Source organism: Kitasatospora sp. NPDC056531, assembly GCF_042794375.1.
Lineage (GTDB): Bacteria > Actinomycetota > Actinomycetes > Streptomycetales > Streptomycetaceae > Kitasatospora.
This window is the reverse complement of record NZ_JBHTTU010000010.1, coordinates 10,290-24,531: the sequence shown is the minus strand read 5'-3', so window position 1 is coordinate 24,531 and position 14,242 is coordinate 10,290. Positions and strand designations below refer to the sequence as shown.

The window sequence follows — 14,242 nt, the reverse complement described above, 5'->3', positions numbered from 1 at the left end:
TTCGTCATGTCGTCAGCCGAGAGTGTCTGGCGGATAGGTGAGTTGCAACGAAGGGTAGCGTCATGGCTCATCGAAACGGGCGTGTGAGTGCGGGGGCGTCGACGGTTCGGGAGCTGGAACCGAGGTCCACGCACGGGTATGGCATCCGCTGGGATCCGGCAGCCCGGGTTCATCGTGTGCGCGATGAGGTCGCGGGGGAGTGGCTGCGGGACGACGACGGCTTCGTCCGGGCCTTCGTGCGGTTCGACGACGCGTACGGCGAGTGGTACCGGGTTCGTCGTGAGGGGCTGGAAGCCCGGGTGCGTGAGATGAACCGGTGGTCCCGGTGGAACTGATCTCCGTCCGGCAGGGTGTAGCTCCGTTGCCGGTCGAGGGTTGTGAGCGGTGCGCCGAACTGGATCTCCACGAGGCGGAATCGGTTGCGCGATTCGACTACTCCGCCGCCGTCGACGCCCGAGTTCTGATGCGCAGACATCACGAGAGCGCACATCCGTGACGCATGACCCGACAAGCGGCGGGCGCCAATCGCTCCTCGCCGCCTGCGCGGTATCGGTCGCGGGCGCGGTCGTGCTCACGGCGATGCTCCTGGCGCAGCCTGGAACAAGGGAGACACCGATATGAGCACCCCGGCACCCCCGCCGCCGCAACCCGAGCGGCGGCAGACCCCCAGGCCGGCCGACCGGTGACCACAGATACGCAACAGCATTGAGAGGAGCAGCACATGGGCAAGCACGGCGGAGGTCCCGGCGCTGACGGTCCCGGTAAGTCGGGCGGAGGAAAGGGCGGTGGCCACTCCGGGAAGCCGGACACCGCGCCGCACGACGGCAAGCGGGACGCGTCGCCCACCAACCTGCCCAAGCCGTCGAAGCCCTGAGGAGGGCAGTCACATGGACTGGGACACCTTGGTCGACGACCTCCGGAAGTCAGAGGCGCTGTCGGCCGACTGGGAGCCGGCGTTTCGAGCCGTGCCGCGCCGGTTGTTCGTTCCGGACCGGATCCGCCACCACGGTGAGTGGATCGACCGGACCGAACAGCCCGTCCAGTGGTACGAGTTGGTCGGATCCGATCTCCCGCTCGTGACCCGGCTGGACGAGGACGGCACCACGCCCTCCTCGTCCAGCTCGATGCCTACCGTCGTGGCCCAGATGCTCCGGCACCTCGAAGTCGCCGACGGCACGCGGGTGCTGGACATCGGCACCGGAACGGGCTGGACGGCGGCGCTGCTGGCTCACCGGCTCGGGATGCAGAACGTCACCACCGTCGAGCTGGACCGTGACCTCTCCGAGGACGCGCGGTGCCGACTGGTCGCAAATCGCTTGCCGGTAACGACCGTTGTAGGTGACGGAACGCTCGGCCACCCAGTCGGTGCGCCGTACGACCGGGTGCACGTCACTGCTGCCGTGCAACGTGTCCCCGGCGGGCTGATCGAGCAGACGGCACCCGGCGGCATCATCGTGGTCCCGTACGGCACGGCGTTCTGCAACGGCGGGCTGCTGAAACTCACCGTCGCCGAGGACGGCCGCTCCGCGAGCGGCCCGTTCGTCGAGGACGTTGCCTTCATGTGGGTGCGGGACCAGCGCCCCGGGAGTGGCGAGTTCGAGATCGAGGAAGTCCGGCACGGTCCGTCCAAGTTCGACCCGGCGACTGTGGCCGAGCACACGGACGCCGCGTTCGCGATCGGACTGCGGCTGCCGGGCCTGTTTCGGCAGGAGGTCTCGATCGACTACGACCGGCTCGGCACCGGCCGGTTCGAGGTCTGGGACGGCGTATCGTACGCCCACTGTCGCCTCGCCGACTGGGATGGCAAGCACGCCGTCTCCCAGGCGGGTCCCCGCAACCTGTGGGACGAGGTGACCGCCGCCCACGCCTGGTGGCAACGCCAGGGCGCTCCGGGTCTTGACCGGTTCGGTCTGACGGGCACCGTCGCGGGCGAGCAGCGGGTGTGGTTGGACGAGCCGGACCACGTGATCGGCTGACAGTGCGGTTGCGAGGCGCGCCCCGGACTCGTGGAGCCCGGGGCGCGCTGGGTTGTTTGCGCGTGCGCCGCCCGAATGGGTGATGTGGATCAAAGTTTGACGGTTCATCCCTGACTTAGGGTGAACATTGCGGCGCGGGCACTTGGTTGAGTGCCTCGCAAACAGTGAGCCCCGGCGGTGCGCCAACACCCCGGGGTATGGCACCAGGAGTGAAAGGCTCCCGAATGCAGATTCATCGTATCCCGCAGCACTCTCCCGGGTACACGATCCTGGACAACGGGCATGTCGTCCGTAAGCACTCGCTGAGTTGGGCGGCCCGAGGGCTCCTGGGCTACCTGCTCAGCCTGCCGGACGGGGCACGCGAGGATGTCCGCACGCTCGCGGCGAAGAGCTTTGAGGGGCGGACGACCGTCGCGCGGGCGTTGCGGGAGTTGGAGGCGGCTGGGCACTACGTCCGGCGGACGATTCGGGATCCCCTGACGGGGCAGGTGCGGACGGTTGTTTCGGTGCATGAGGTGCCGGTGGCGGGCAAAGCCGTTCATACGGTGCCGCCGGTTCCCGTGTCTCCGGCCGCCGGGTCGCCTGGAGCTGGGGTGGCGGGCGGCGGGATCGCGGGAAGCCCTTCCAAGGAACTGAGGGTCAAGGAAGTGGAAGTCCCTTCCGTCCCTCCGTCCGAGAAGTTGTCGGCCGGGATGTCCCTGCTGCTCGAACTTGGGCGCCGGGAGCCGCGCATGGCGTTGGCGGGGAAGCCGTTGACCGACCAGGCCCAGCGAGTTGAGGGGTTGCTCGCGGGTGGGTGGAGCCGGGAGGCGCTGGCGGGGATTCTGGCGGCACCGTTGCCGGAACGAGTCACGCACAGCGTGGGGGCGATCGTGGCGGCGCGGATCAGCAAGGTGCCGCCGGTTCCGGTCGGGCGATGGGGCGACGACGGGCCGCGCCGGCATGAGTGTCCCGGGCGGGACGGGATGTGCGGGCGGCCCGTCGCGATCGCCGGGCAGGCGTGCGTCGCCTGTCAGAGGGTGTCGCGGACCTTGATGTAGCCGTTTTCGACCACGAACTTCTGGTTGGAGTTGGCAGCGCCGCAGGTGTACAGGGAGACGTTGTCGCCGTTGTTACGGTCCGAGCCGACGTCGATGCACATCTCGTCGGCGGTCCCGACGGTCCGCTGCAGGACGAACGACCCCTCGCGCAGCAGCCAGGTCTGGTTGGCGTGGGCGGCCTGGGAGTACTCGCAGGCCCAGATCCGTACGCTGTCGCCGTTCTCGCCCGTGTAGTCGGCGTCGAGGCACATCTCCTGCGCCGTACCGACCGTGTCGGCGACCTTCACCCGCCCGCCGTCCAGGACGAAGCGCTGGTTGGTGTGGTTCAGGCAGTCCCAGACCCGCACGTAGTCGGCGTTGTTGCGGGTGTTGCCGACGTCCAGGCACTTGGCGGTCGAGGTTCGAGGCGGTGTACGGACGTTGAGGGTGCCGTTGTCGATGGTGTACAGCGTCCCGTTGTTGGGGTCGGTGTAGCGGAAGCTGCCGGTGCCCCGGGGAAGGGCGGTGTCCTCCGGCGCGTACGGGTCGACGGTGACCTGCGGGGAGAAGCGGAAGTAGCCGTTGGACGGCCAGCCGCTGTTGCCGCCGTTGCGGCCGTAGCCCTCGCAGGTGAGGGTGCGGTTTCCGTTGCTGAGGGTGCAGTTGCGCAGGCCGACGTTGTTGCCGGTCCAGGACGTGCCGTCGCCGCTGTATTCGGTGGGGATGGTGGCCTGGGCGGGAAAGGTGGTGTTGCCGGGGGCGGTGAAGACTGCCGTCATGCCGGAGGACGGGAGCAGGCCGGCTCCGCCGGTGTTCTGGTACGTCCACGGCACCGCGCCGGTCTGGCCGGGGGCGATGGTGACGGTGGTGGGCACATCGCGGCCGATGAAGGTGACGGCGGCGGCGGGGGAGGCGAGAGCGACGGCGAGGGTGAGCGCCGTCGTGGCGATGGTGGTGGTGCGGGCGAGGGTTCGGATCACGGTCGTGATGATCGTGGACGAACAGGAGGGAAGAAGGCGTACGGCGCGCGAGGAAACGGCGGTTCACCCGGCTGGCGGCGGGCGGAAGGTGACCGGCGCGTCGAAGGCCGCACGCCGCGTGGTGCGGCGCAGCGCGCGCAGTACGGGCGTGCCGAGGGTGAGGCACAGGACGACCGTGAGCGCCGCGCGCGGCAGGTCCCAACCCAGTGACGTGGTCAGGCAGTAGGCGGCGAAGCGGACCAGGTTGGCGGGCAGCGGGTCGCCGGGGACGAAGGAGATGGAGCCGGCCATTCCACCGATGTACGGCCAGCCCTGGAGGTTCATGATCGTGCCGTACAGAACGGCAGACAGGGCGCCGTAGACCGCCAGCAGCAGCAGTTCGCGGCGGCCGCGCAAGGTGGCGGAACCGGGCAGCAGCCCCGCGCCGAGGCAGACCCACCCCATCGCGAGCATCTGGAACGGCAGCCATGGCCCGACCCCACCCGTGAGCAGCGCGGAGGCGAACATCGACAGCGAGCCGAGGACGAAGCCGAAGCCGGGCCCCAGCACCCGCCCCGACAGCACCATCAGGAAGAACATCGGCTCCAGCCCCGCCGTCCCCGCGCCGAGCGGCCGCAGGGCCGCGCCGGCTGCCGCCAACACACCCAGCAGCGCTACGGACTTGGCGTCCAGCCCCGGTGCCCCGCCACCCGCCGACCGCCCCTCGGAGATCTGGGCGATCACGACGGCGAGCAACAACGGCAGCAACAGCGCGAACAGCCAAGGCGCGTCCGCGGAGTGCCCCACCAGCGCCGACTTGGTCGAGGCGAGCAGCGGCCAGCCGAAGGCCGTCACGCCGACGAACGAAACCAGCATCAGCGCCGCAATCGACCGGCGCCCGAGCGGAACAGGACGGCTGCTCATGCGCTCAGCGCCTCCGCGACCTGCTGGACGGTGAGCCACGGCCCGGGCGCCAGCACCTTGGAGACCTGCGGCGCGAAGGCCGGCGAGGAGACCACCACCTCCGCCGTCGGGCCGTCCGCGACGATCTCGCCCTCGGCCAGGATCACCGTCCGGTGGGCCAGTTCGGCGGCCAGCTCGACGTCGTGGGTGGCCAGCAGGACGGCGTGGCCCTCGGCCGCGAGCCCGCGCAGGATCTCCACCAGCCGGGCCTTGGCCGCGTAGTCCAGGCCGCGGGTCGGCTCGTCCAGGAGCAGCAGCGGGGGCCGGGCGGTGAGGACGACGGCGAGGGCGAGGGTGAGGCGCTGGCCCTCGGAGAGGTCGCGGGGGTGGGTGGTGTCGGCGATGCCGGGCAGCAGGCGTTCGACCAGGGCGCGACACGAACCCGCGGCAGCACCCGCGTCCGCGTCCGCGGCGGCGCATTCGGCGGTGACGCTCTCGCCGTACAGGAGGTCGCGCGGGTCCTGGGGGACCAGGCCGACCTGGCGGATCAGTTCGGCGGGGCGGGTGCGGTGCGGGGTGCGGCCGCCGACGGTGACGCTGCCGGAGGCGGGGGCGTGCAGGCCGACCAGGCTGCCGAGCAGGGTGGACTTGCCGGCGCCGTTGCGGCCCATCAGGGCGGTGATCTCGCCGGGGCGCAGCGCGAGGTCCACCCCGCGCAGGGCCTGCACCGGGCCGCGTCGGACGGCGAGGCGGTCGCAGACGGCGATCGGCGCACCACCCGAGACGGCGCCCGCGGCGGGCACCCGACCGTCCAGCTCGGTACGCAACGACGCCGCCTTGCGGCGCGCGTCGCGCACGGACAGCGGCAGCGGCCGCCAGCCCGCGAGCCGGCCGAGGCCGACCACCGGCGGGTGCACCGGCGATTGCGCCATCACCTCGGCCGGTTCGCCCAGCACCGGGGGCGCGCCCGGGGTCAGCAGCAGCACCTGGTCGGCGTACTGGACGACCCGTTCCAGCCGGTGTTCGGCCATCAGCACGGTGGTGCCGAGGTCGTGCACCAGCCGCTGGAGGACGGCGAGCACCTCCTCGGCCGCGCCCGGGTCGAGGGCCGAGGTGGGCTCGTCCAGGACCAGCACGCGCGGGTGGACGGTGAGCACCGAGCCGATCGCGACGCGCTGCTGCTGGCCGCCGGAGAGCGAGCCCAGTGCCCGGTCGCGCAGGTCGGCGAGGCCGAGCAGGTCGAGGGTCTCCTCGACGCGGCGCCGCATGACGTCGCTCGGCAGGCCCAAGGACTCCATGCCGTAGGCGAGTTCGTCCTCCACGGTGTCGGTGACGAACTGCGCCGACGGGTCCTGGCCGACGGTGCCGACCAGGTCGGCGAGGTCGCGCGGACGGTGCTCGCGGGTGTCCCGGCCACCGACGGTGACCCGGCCGTGCAGCACGCCGCCGGTGAAGTGCGGCACCAGCCCGCTGACCGTCCCCAGCAGGGTGGACTTGCCGGAGCCCGACGGGCCGACCAGCAGGCAGAGTTCGCCCTCCGGGACGGTGAGGTCGACGTCGTTCAGCGCGGGCGCTGCGGAGTCCGCGTACCGTACGGAGACCTGCTCGAAGGTGATCACGAAGCCCTCCGGGGCGGGGTCGGGGCGGCGAACGCCGGTACCAGGCCGAGGAGTACGGCCAGGACGGCGGCCAGTGGCAGCTCGGGGACGGTCGGCGGGACGACGGTGGGGGCGAAGGCGGCCGGGTCCTGGGTGGCCAGGTAGGTGGTGAGGGCCGCCACGGCGGCGCCGGAGCCCGCGGTCAGCCACTCCGGCAGGGCCCAGGGATCCGGCCGGTAACGGGTTCTGGCGGATCGTCGGTTGCCGAGAAGCAGCCCGGCGAAGGCGGCGGCCAGGCCGAGCAGGAGGACGGGCAGCGCCCAGCCGGCGCCTCCGGCGGTGAGCAGCCCGTACGCGGCCAGGCAGACCCCGAGCAGTCCGGCCAGGGTGAGCGCGGCGGTGGCCCGGGCGAGCGGGCGCGGGACGTCGGCGGTGCGGCCGAAGCCTCGGGTGTCCATCGCCGCCGCGAGGGCGATGGACCGCTCCAACGCGCCCTCCAGGACAGGGAGTCCGACGCTCAGCACGGCCGCGATGCCCTTGTCGGAGCGGCCGCGCAGGCGCCGGGCGGCGCGCAGTCGGCGGACGTCGGCGACCAGGTTCGGCGCGAAGGTCATCGCCACCACCACGGCCACGCCCGCCTCGTAGAGTGCGCCGGGCAGGGCGCGCAGCAGACGGGCCGGACTGGCGAGGGAGTTGGCGGCGCCGACGCAGACCAGCAGAGTGGCCAGCCGCAGCCCGTCGTACAGTGCGGCGAGCAGGCCCTCGACGGTGACCCGCCCGCCGATCCGCACGCCCTGCGCCCAGGCGGGGAGCGGGACTTCGGGCAGGGTGAGCAGCACGTGGGTGCCGGGGATCGGCGAGCCGAGCAGGACGGCGAAGACCAGGCGGATGCCCAGCACCAGCAGGCCGAGCCGCAGGAACGCCCCGTACGAGCGGGACCAGGGCGCATCGCCGCGCCGCGCCGCGACCACGTAACCGGCGGTCGCGGCGAGCAGCAGCAGGATCGCCGGGTTGGTGGTGCGGGTCGCCGCCGCGCCCAGCCCGAGCGCCCACAACCACCAGGCCCCGGGGTGCAGTTGGCGGGGGCCGGTGGGCGGTCGGGTGCGGCGGGCGGTGCTGCTCAAGGAATCTGTCCTGGGAGACGGGGGCAGGAGACTAGGCCGGGGCCGGGCGGCGTGGTCAGGGGTTGCGGCGGCGGCGAGCCTGCCGGACGGCGCCCCCGGTGAGGACGGCGACCAGCGCGCCGCCCGCGACCAGGCCGATGTCCGGGCCGCCGCTGCCGGCGCCGTCACCGCCGCTCTGCCGGGCTGCCTTGGCGCTGCTGCCCGGCTGTGCGGCGGCCGCGCCCAACTGCTCGGCGCACCCCGCCTTCGGGTAGCCGGCGATGGCGCACAGCAGCCCGTTGGTGTCGTACCGCAGCGGCGGTGCGACGGCGGCCAGCACCTCGGCCGAGCTGGCGTGCGGCGCGACGCTGGCGCAGGCGTTCCGCTGCTCGGGCGGCTGCGCGGCGGAGGCCCCGGCGTCCTCGGCGGTGCCGAAGTCCAGTACGACGGCCACCCGCTTGCGGCCGTCCTGGGTGGGGGTGTTCGCGCAGATCTCGTCGAAGTGCGCCTGCGCGCGGGGCTTCGCGGCGTCCTGCCCGCCGTCGGGGCTGACGGCGAACCGCCAGCCGTCGACCGCGCCGTCCGGCGGCACGGCGATCGCGGGCCCCTGCTGCTGGTACGTCCACGCCCCGCCGTCGGCCCCGCGCCAGAACGACCAGTACCGGTATCCGGAGGCGGCCTGCGCGGGCGCGGCGCCGGCGACCAGCAGCAGCGTTCCGATCAGCGGGAGGAGGACGGCCAGCGGCCGCCGCCCGACCGCCGGGAGGCCGTGAACCACCGAGCGCATCAGAGGTTGGGGTTGCGCTTGCGCTGGAGGCTGAGCAGCAGGCCGCCGCCGACGCCGACGAGCAGGCCGACGATGATCAGCCAGAACTGGCCCATGCCTTCGCTCTTCTTCTTCACCGGGGTGGCGTCCGCCGAGGCGGCGTGGCCCTTGGGGGCCGGGCCGAGGGCGGTGAGCTGGCCGGTGAGGTCGGCGGTGTCGCGGTGGGCGGCCTGGGTGACCAGGAGGAGGGTGGCGGTGGCGGCGGCGTCGGTGCCGTTCTTGGTCCAGGTGGCGCCCTGTCCCTCAAGCCAGCTCACGGCGCCGGTGGCCTCGTCGGGGTGGCCGCTCTGGGTGAGGGCGAGCGCGGCCCAGGCGGTCGCGGTGTAGTCGGGCTTGGGTTCGGCGCCCGGCGTGGTGAGGGTGAGGTGCTCGCCGCCCGCCGACAGCTGGGCGTTGAGGTAGGCACCGACGGCCTCGCCGGCCTCGGCGTGCGGGACGGTGGCGGGCGCGGAGCCGTCGGCGCAGGCGAGGGGCTTGGGCGCCGAGTCGGCGCGCACCGAGGCGGTGACCGGCAGGTGCCCGCCGGCGGCGGCGAGCGCGGCCTGGGCGGTGGCCAGGGTGTTGGGGGCGAGGGTGCCGGCGGCCGGGTCCGGCTGGAAGGCGAAGGCGCCGCGCTGGTCGGCGGGGGCGGTGCAGCCGAGCTGGAAGCGGGCGAGACCGTCGAAGGCGTTCTTGCCGGCCGCGCCCCCGCTGCCCGCCTTGGCGATGCTCGCCGGGTCGGTCCTGGCCGCGAACAGCGCGTTGACGGCCAGGCCGGTGGAGTTGGCGTCGCCGGGGTTGCCGGGGTTGTAGGGCCAGCTGCCGTCGGCGTTCTGGTTGGCCTTGAGCCACTGCACGCCCTTGTCGACGGCCGGCTGGTGCCCGCCGAGGGCCACCAGTGCCTGGATGGCGACGGCGGTGGCGTTGCTGTCCTCGGTCTTGGCGTCGCAGGCCGCGCCGGCCGCCCGGTAGGAGGGCCAGCCGCCGTCGTCGCATTGCTGACCGGTGAGCCACGCGACGGCGGAGTCGGCCGGGGTGACCTTGGCCGCCGACAGCGCGGTCAGCGCCAGCGACTGCCGCCAGACGCCGTCGTACGTCGGGTCGCTCTTGCCGTAGAGGCCGTCCGGGACGGCCGGGGCCGCCGGAGTGGCCGGAGCGGCGGGGGCCGCCGGAGTGGCCGGGCCGTCGGAGGGCGAGGGGCTGTCGGCGAGGGCCGGTCCGGCGGCGACGCCGGCGAGCAGCGCGGCGGACAGGGCGGCGGCGCCCAGTCGGGCGGCGTTCAGCATGGTGCGGGTGTGCCTTTCGGTGAGCGGTGGTGGCCCGGGCGGGGCCGTTCCGTAGTCCTCGACGGGTGCCGGGCGGGGCACGCCCGGTCTTGCCGCTCGCCCCTCCCCGGGTGCTCCGACTCGTCCGGGCCGCGTGGTGCGGCCGCCGGGCTCACGGTTGCGGGGTCAGCGCCGGATTCGCACCGGCTTCCCCCGGGGGAGGAGCGGGATGGAGTTGTGCTGCCCGTCGACTCTAGCCGCCGGGCCGGGCCGGACGAGCCCTCGGCAGCAGGAACAGGTTCCAATCCACGAGGGCTCAGGTCAGCGTCAGCAGCCGGGCGGCCGTGTGGAGGTCGGCCCGCACCTCGGCGATCGAGGCGCGCCCGGAGAGCCAGGCGACCAGGGCCGAGTGCCAGGTGTGCTCGATCACCCGGACGGCCGCCCGCTGGCCCTCGCTGGGCGGCGCGGACTGGCCGATCGCATCCAGGATGAGCTGTCCGGTGGCGGCGCTGATCCGGTCCACCACGGCCGCGACCGAGCGGTCGGCGAAGCACATCGAGCGGACCATCGCCTCGGCCAGCAGCGGTTCGCGCTGCAGCGCGTGGAAGGCACGGGTGAGCGCGTCGGCGACCCGCAGGGCCGGCTCCTGGTCGGTCGGCGGGTGCCGCCGGATGTGCTCCTGGAGGCCCTGCAGCTGCTCCAGCATGACCGCGACCAGCAGGTGGACCTTGGAGGGGAAGTACCGGTACAGCGTCCCGAGGGCGACCTGCGCGCTCTCCGCGACCTCCCGCATCTGCACCGCCTCGTACCCGCCGCGGGCGGCCAGCGCGGTGGCGGCGCGCAGGATCCGGCGGCGTCGCTCGGCCTGGCGCGCGGTCAGCGGCGGCTCGCCGGAGGACGCGGGGGTGGGGCTCACGGACGTGGTCGGCGACGGCAAGGCTGCTCCCGGGGGCGCGTGGGTGGCGGCGTGCTCCAGAAAGGTCGACACGAAGTCGACCCGCGGTCGGTCGGGCCGGCGTGGCGGGAATCACCAACCCTGGCTCCTGAGCGAAAGCTACGGGCCGGTATCTTCGAGGTCTCTCATTGTTCACACGGTCGATGAAGAGTTCCACAGCCACTGAAACCTGATCTACTTTAGCGACCGGCAGCACCAATAGCACCGATAGCAGCCAGAGATGAGGGCCGAGGATGACCGCGCAGCCGCTGCGGATTGCCCTGCTGTCATACCGCGGGGACCCGTTCTGCGGCGGTCAGGGCGTGTACGTACGGCACCTCTCCCGTGAGCTGGCCAGGCTCGGCCACCACGTGGACGTGATCGGCGCCCAGCCCTACCCCGTACTGGACGAGGTCGAGGGGCCCGGTTCGGTGCGCCTGGTCGAGCTGCCCAGCCTGGACCTCTACCGCGCCGACGACCCCTTCCGCACGCCCGCCCGCGGCGAGTTCCGGGGGCCGGTGGACGTGCTGGAGTTCGCCACCATGCGCACCGGCGGCTTCCCCGAGCCGCTCACCTTCTCGCTGCGCGCCCGCCAGTACCTGGCCCGGCACAAGGGCCGCTACGACGTGGTGCACGACAACCAGACCCTCGGCTACGGCCTGCTGGGCCTGGCCCGGCACGGCTTCCCGCTGGTCACCACGGTCCACCACCCGATCACCGTGGACCGGCAGTTGGAGCTGGACGCCGCCACCACCCGGCTGAAGCGGCTGTCGCTGCGTCGCTGGTACGCCTTCACCCGGATGCAGCGCCGGGTCGCCGCCCGGCTGGACCACGTGATCACCGTCTCCGGCTCCTCGCAGCGCGAGATCGCCGAGCACCTGGGCGCCGCCCCCGGCGCGATCTCGGTGGTCCCGATCGGCGCCGACACCCGGCTCTGGTCGCCCTCGGCGGAGGTCGAGCGGGTCCCCGGCCGGATCGTCACCACCTCCAGCGCGGACGTGCCGCTCAAGGGCCTGGTCTTCCTGGTCGAGGCGCTGGCCAAGGTCCGCACCGAGCGCGACGCGCACCTGGTGGTGGTCGGCAAGCCGCAGAAGGACGACGGGCCGGTGGCCGAGGCGGTGCGCCGCTTCGGGCTGGCGGAGCACATCGAGTTCCGCACCGGCCTGAGCGACGAGGAGCTGGTCGACCTGTACCGCTCGGCCGAGGTGGCCTGCGTCCCGTCGCTGTACGAGGGTTTCTCGCTGCCCGCCGCGGAGGCGATGGCCACCGGCACCCCGCTGGTCGCCACCACCGGCGGCGCGATCCCCGAGGTGGCCGGGCCGGACGGCGAGACCTGTCTGGCCGTGCCGCCGGGGGAGGCGGACGCGCTGGCCGCCGCGCTCGGCCGGCTGCTGGACGACCCGCGGCTGCGCGCCGAACTCGGCGCGGCCGGGCGGGAGCGGGTACTGGCCCGGTTCACCTGGGAGCGGGCCGCCGAGCTGACCGCCGAGGCGTACCGCGCGGCGATCGCCACCGGCGTCGGTGCCCGGGCCCGCTCCGGGCCCGGCTGGCGGTACGTGCCCTGAGCGACGTGCCCTGAGTGACGTGCCCTGAGTGACGTTCTCCTGAGCGACGTGCTCTTGAGCGACGCGCCCCGGGACGCCGGGCGAGGGGTCCGACGAAGCGTCAAGAATGCTTGGTAGCAATAGGAATGGGAGCCCTGCAGTGCTGACCGTCGATTTCTCGCGCTTCCCGCTCGCCCCCGGCGACCGGGTGCTCGACCTGGGCTGCGGCGGGGGCCGGCACGCGTTCGAGTGCTACCGCCGCGGCGCCAACGTGATCGCCCTCGACCAGAACGCCGAGGAGATCGCCGAGGTCAAGAAGTGGTTCGCCGCGATGGAGCTGGCCGGTGAGGCCCCCGAGGGCGCCTCGGCCGTCGCGATGGAGGGCAACGCGCTGGCGCTGCCGTTCGAGGACGAGTACTTCGACAAGATCATCATCTCCGAGGTGATGGAGCACATACCCGATGACAAGGGCGTGCTCAACGAGATGTTCCGGGTCCTCAAGCCGGGCGGCCTGCTCGCCGTCACCGTGCCGCGCTGGCTGCCGGAGAAGATCTGCTGGGCGCTGTCCGACGAGTACCACGAGGTCGAGGGCGGCCACATCCGGATCTACCGGGGCGACGAGCTGCTCGGCAAGCTCAAGGACGCCGGCCTGGAGCCGTACGGCACCCACCACGCGCACGCGCTCCACTCGCCGTACTGGTGGATCAAGTGCGCGGTCGGCGTGGACAACGACAAGGCGCTGCCGGTCAAGGCGTACCACCAGCTGCTGGTCTGGGACATCGTCGGCACCCCGGTGATCAGCACCCTCACCAAGGCCGCCGAGAAGGCGCTCAACCCGGTCATCGGCAAGAGCTTCGTGGCGTACGCCTCCAAGCCCAACCGCGCCGAGTCCGGCCGGGCGGGCGCATGACCGCCGCCGTCCCCGAGGTGCTGCTGCTCGACGGGGTGCTGGACGCCGAGCAGGCGGCCGGCACCGTCCGCAGCATCCTGGCCGAGCAGCGCCCCGACGGCGCCATACCGTGGTTCGCCGGCCACCACCTCGACCCCTGGGACCACACCGAGGCCGCGATGGCCCTCGACACCGCCGGCGAGCACGCCGCCGCCGAGGCCGCCTACCGCTGGCTCGCCGCCCAGCAGAACCCGGACGGCTCCTGGTACGCCGCCTACACCGACGGCGTGGTCACCGACCGCGCCAAGGAGAGCAACTTCTGCGCGTACATCGCGGTCGGGGTCTGGCACCACCACCTCAGCACCGGCGACGACGCCTTCCTGGAGTGGATCTGGCCGGTGGTCCGGCGGGCGCTGGACTTCATCGTCGGCCTGCGGCTGCCCGGCGGCCCGATCGCCTGGCGGGTCGACGAGGACGGCGCCGCCACCGACGAGGCGCTGCTCACCGGCTCGTCCAGCATCCTGCACGCGCTGCGCTGCGGCCTGGCCGTCGCCGACTACCTGGAGGAGCCCCAGCCCGACTGGGAGCTCGCGGCCGGGCGGCTGCGGCACGCCATCACCCACCACCCCGAGCGGTTCCTCGACAAGGGCCGCTACTCGATGGACTGGTACTACCCGGTGCTCGGCACCGGCCTGCGCGGCGACGCGGCGGTGGCCCGGATCGAGCGGGACTGGGACCGCTTCGTCGTCCCCGGCCTCGGCGTGCGCTGCGTCAGCGACCGCCCGTGGGTGACCGGCGGCGAGAGCGCCGAACTGGCCCTCGCGCTCTGGGCGATCGGGCAGTCCGACCGCGCGGTGGACATCCTGCGCTGGATCCAGAAGCACCTGCGGCACGAGGACGGCTCGTACTGGACCGGGTACGTCTTCGAGGACGACGCGATCTGGCCCGAGGAGCGCACCACCTGGACGGCCGGGGCGCTGCTGCTCGCGGTGGCCGCGCTCGGCGGGGACCCGGCGACGGTCACGGTCTTCGGCGGGGACCAGCTGCCGGCCGGGCTGGTGGTCCAGGACTGCTGCTGAGGGCGCCGGCTGAGGACTGCTGCCGAGGTCGTCAGCCGAGGGCGTGAACGCGGAAGGGGGGGGGGGGGGGGGGGCCCCCCCCCCCCCCCTCCCCCCGCGGTTGGGGTCAGAGGGTCTCGGGGGGCCGGGGGGGTGGCAGCCAAAAACGGGGGGTCTTCTTCAACTGCG

General features: G+C 73.2%; 14 protein-coding genes and 1 riboswitch. Of the genes, 7 read left to right on the top strand and 7 right to left on the bottom strand.

Annotated elements, in window-relative coordinates:
• The first annotated feature begins 176 nt into the window (after positions 1-176).
• The 4 genes from ACFQ87_RS12480 (at position 177) to ACFQ87_RS12465 (ending at position 3,016) form a co-directional block, all read left to right on the top strand.
• Positions 177-335, top strand: a complete 159-nt coding sequence (locus ACFQ87_RS12480; protein WP_380610643.1) for a hypothetical protein — start codon at positions 177-179, stop codon at positions 333-335.
• A gap of 386 nt (positions 336-721) precedes the next feature.
• Positions 722-874 carry a hypothetical protein gene (locus ACFQ87_RS12475; protein ID WP_380610642.1) on the top strand — a complete coding sequence of 51 codons (153 nt, stop codon included), beginning with the start codon at positions 722-724 and terminating at the stop codon, positions 872-874.
• Positions 875-887: 13 nt separating this feature from the next.
• Positions 888-1,976, top strand: coding sequence for a methyltransferase domain-containing protein (locus ACFQ87_RS12470; protein ID WP_380610641.1), 1,089 nt, complete (start codon positions 888-890; stop codon positions 1,974-1,976).
• A gap of 224 nt (positions 1,977-2,200) precedes the next feature.
• Positions 2,201-3,016 carry a helix-turn-helix domain-containing protein gene (locus tag ACFQ87_RS12465; RefSeq protein ID WP_380610640.1) on the top strand — a complete coding sequence of 272 codons (816 nt, stop codon included), beginning with the start codon at positions 2,201-2,203 and terminating at the stop codon, positions 3,014-3,016.
• Here the strand turns inward: ACFQ87_RS12465 and ACFQ87_RS12460 are convergent.
• The 7 genes from ACFQ87_RS12460 to ACFQ87_RS12430 form a co-directional block, all read right to left on the bottom strand.
• Complete coding sequence (locus tag ACFQ87_RS12460; protein WP_380610639.1) at positions 2,989-3,975, bottom strand: RICIN domain-containing protein; 987 nt, start codon at positions 3,973-3,975, stop codon at positions 2,989-2,991. The two genes, ACFQ87_RS12465 and ACFQ87_RS12460, sit on opposite strands and share 28 nt — an antisense overlap.
• 63 nt (positions 3,976-4,038) lie before the next feature.
• Entirely contained in the window at positions 4,039-4,878 is an 840-nt protein-coding gene (locus tag ACFQ87_RS12455; protein WP_380610638.1) for an ECF transporter S component, read from the bottom strand.
• Entirely contained in the window at positions 4,875-6,476 is a 1,602-nt protein-coding gene (locus tag ACFQ87_RS12450) for an ABC transporter ATP-binding protein (protein ID WP_380610637.1), read from the bottom strand. The genes ACFQ87_RS12455 and ACFQ87_RS12450 overlap by 4 nt, the downstream gene beginning before the upstream one ends.
• Complete coding sequence (locus tag ACFQ87_RS12445) at positions 6,473-7,579, bottom strand: energy-coupling factor transporter transmembrane protein EcfT (protein ID WP_380610636.1); 1,107 nt, start codon at positions 7,577-7,579, stop codon at positions 6,473-6,475. The genes ACFQ87_RS12450 and ACFQ87_RS12445 overlap by 4 nt, the downstream gene beginning before the upstream one ends.
• Positions 7,580-7,634: 55 nt before the next feature.
• Positions 7,635-8,345, bottom strand: coding sequence for an SCO2322 family protein (locus ACFQ87_RS12440; RefSeq protein WP_380610635.1), 711 nt, complete (start codon positions 8,343-8,345; stop codon positions 7,635-7,637).
• A complete protein-coding gene (locus ACFQ87_RS12435) occupies positions 8,345-9,649 on the bottom strand; it encodes a prenyltransferase/squalene oxidase repeat-containing protein (RefSeq protein WP_380610634.1) in 1,305 nt (434 codons plus the stop codon). Before ACFQ87_RS12435 ends, ACFQ87_RS12440 begins: the two co-directional genes overlap by 1 nt.
• 108 nt (positions 9,650-9,757) lie before the next feature.
• Positions 9,758-9,842: riboswitch (cobalamin riboswitch) on the bottom strand.
• A gap of 102 nt (positions 9,843-9,944) precedes the next feature.
• Positions 9,945-10,544, bottom strand: a complete 600-nt coding sequence (locus ACFQ87_RS12430; protein ID WP_380610632.1) for a TetR family transcriptional regulator — start codon at positions 10,542-10,544, stop codon at positions 9,945-9,947.
• Between the two features lie 272 nt (positions 10,545-10,816).
• On the opposite strand from ACFQ87_RS12430, the gene ACFQ87_RS12425 reads away from it, so the two are divergent.
• From ACFQ87_RS12425 to ACFQ87_RS12415, 3 genes are all read left to right on the top strand, one after another.
• Positions 10,817-12,127 (top strand): glycosyltransferase family 4 protein, encoded by a 1,311-nt coding sequence (locus ACFQ87_RS12425; RefSeq protein ID WP_380610631.1) that lies wholly within the window; start codon positions 10,817-10,819, stop codon positions 12,125-12,127.
• A 139-nt stretch (positions 12,128-12,266) separates the two neighbouring features.
• Positions 12,267-13,016, top strand: coding sequence for a class I SAM-dependent methyltransferase (locus ACFQ87_RS12420; RefSeq protein WP_380610629.1), 750 nt, complete (start codon positions 12,267-12,269; stop codon positions 13,014-13,016).
• Positions 13,013-14,074, top strand: coding sequence for a prenyltransferase (locus ACFQ87_RS12415; protein ID WP_380610628.1), 1,062 nt, complete (start codon positions 13,013-13,015; stop codon positions 14,072-14,074). The genes ACFQ87_RS12420 and ACFQ87_RS12415 overlap by 4 nt, the downstream gene beginning before the upstream one ends.
• Positions 14,075-14,242 lie beyond the last annotated feature (168 nt).

What these genes read in the sequence shown, in the direction of transcription:
- ACFQ87_RS12475 (WP_380610642.1), top strand. Translation starts at nt 722, where the DNA reads ATGGGCAAGCACGGCGGAGGTCCCGGCGCTGACGGTCCCGGTAAGTCG.
- ACFQ87_RS12470 (WP_380610641.1), top strand. Translation starts at nt 888, where the DNA reads ATGGACTGGGACACCTTGGTCGACGACCTCCGGAAGTCAGAGGCGCTG.
- ACFQ87_RS12465 (WP_380610640.1), top strand. Translation starts at nt 2,201, where the DNA reads ATGCAGATTCATCGTATCCCGCAGCACTCTCCCGGGTACACGATCCTG.
- ACFQ87_RS12455 (WP_380610638.1), bottom strand. Translation starts at nt 4,878, where the DNA reads ATGAGCAGCCGTCCTGTTCCGCTCGGGCGCCGGTCGATTGCGGCGCTG.
- ACFQ87_RS12440 (WP_380610635.1), bottom strand. Translation starts at nt 8,345, where the DNA reads ATGCGCTCGGTGGTTCACGGCCTCCCGGCGGTCGGGCGGCGGCCGCTG.
- ACFQ87_RS12435 (WP_380610634.1), bottom strand. Translation starts at nt 9,649, where the DNA reads ATGCTGAACGCCGCCCGACTGGGCGCCGCCGCCCTGTCCGCCGCGCTG.
- ACFQ87_RS12425 (WP_380610631.1), top strand. Translation starts at nt 10,817, where the DNA reads ATGACCGCGCAGCCGCTGCGGATTGCCCTGCTGTCATACCGCGGGGAC.
- ACFQ87_RS12415 (WP_380610628.1), top strand. Translation starts at nt 13,013, where the DNA reads ATGACCGCCGCCGTCCCCGAGGTGCTGCTGCTCGACGGGGTGCTGGAC.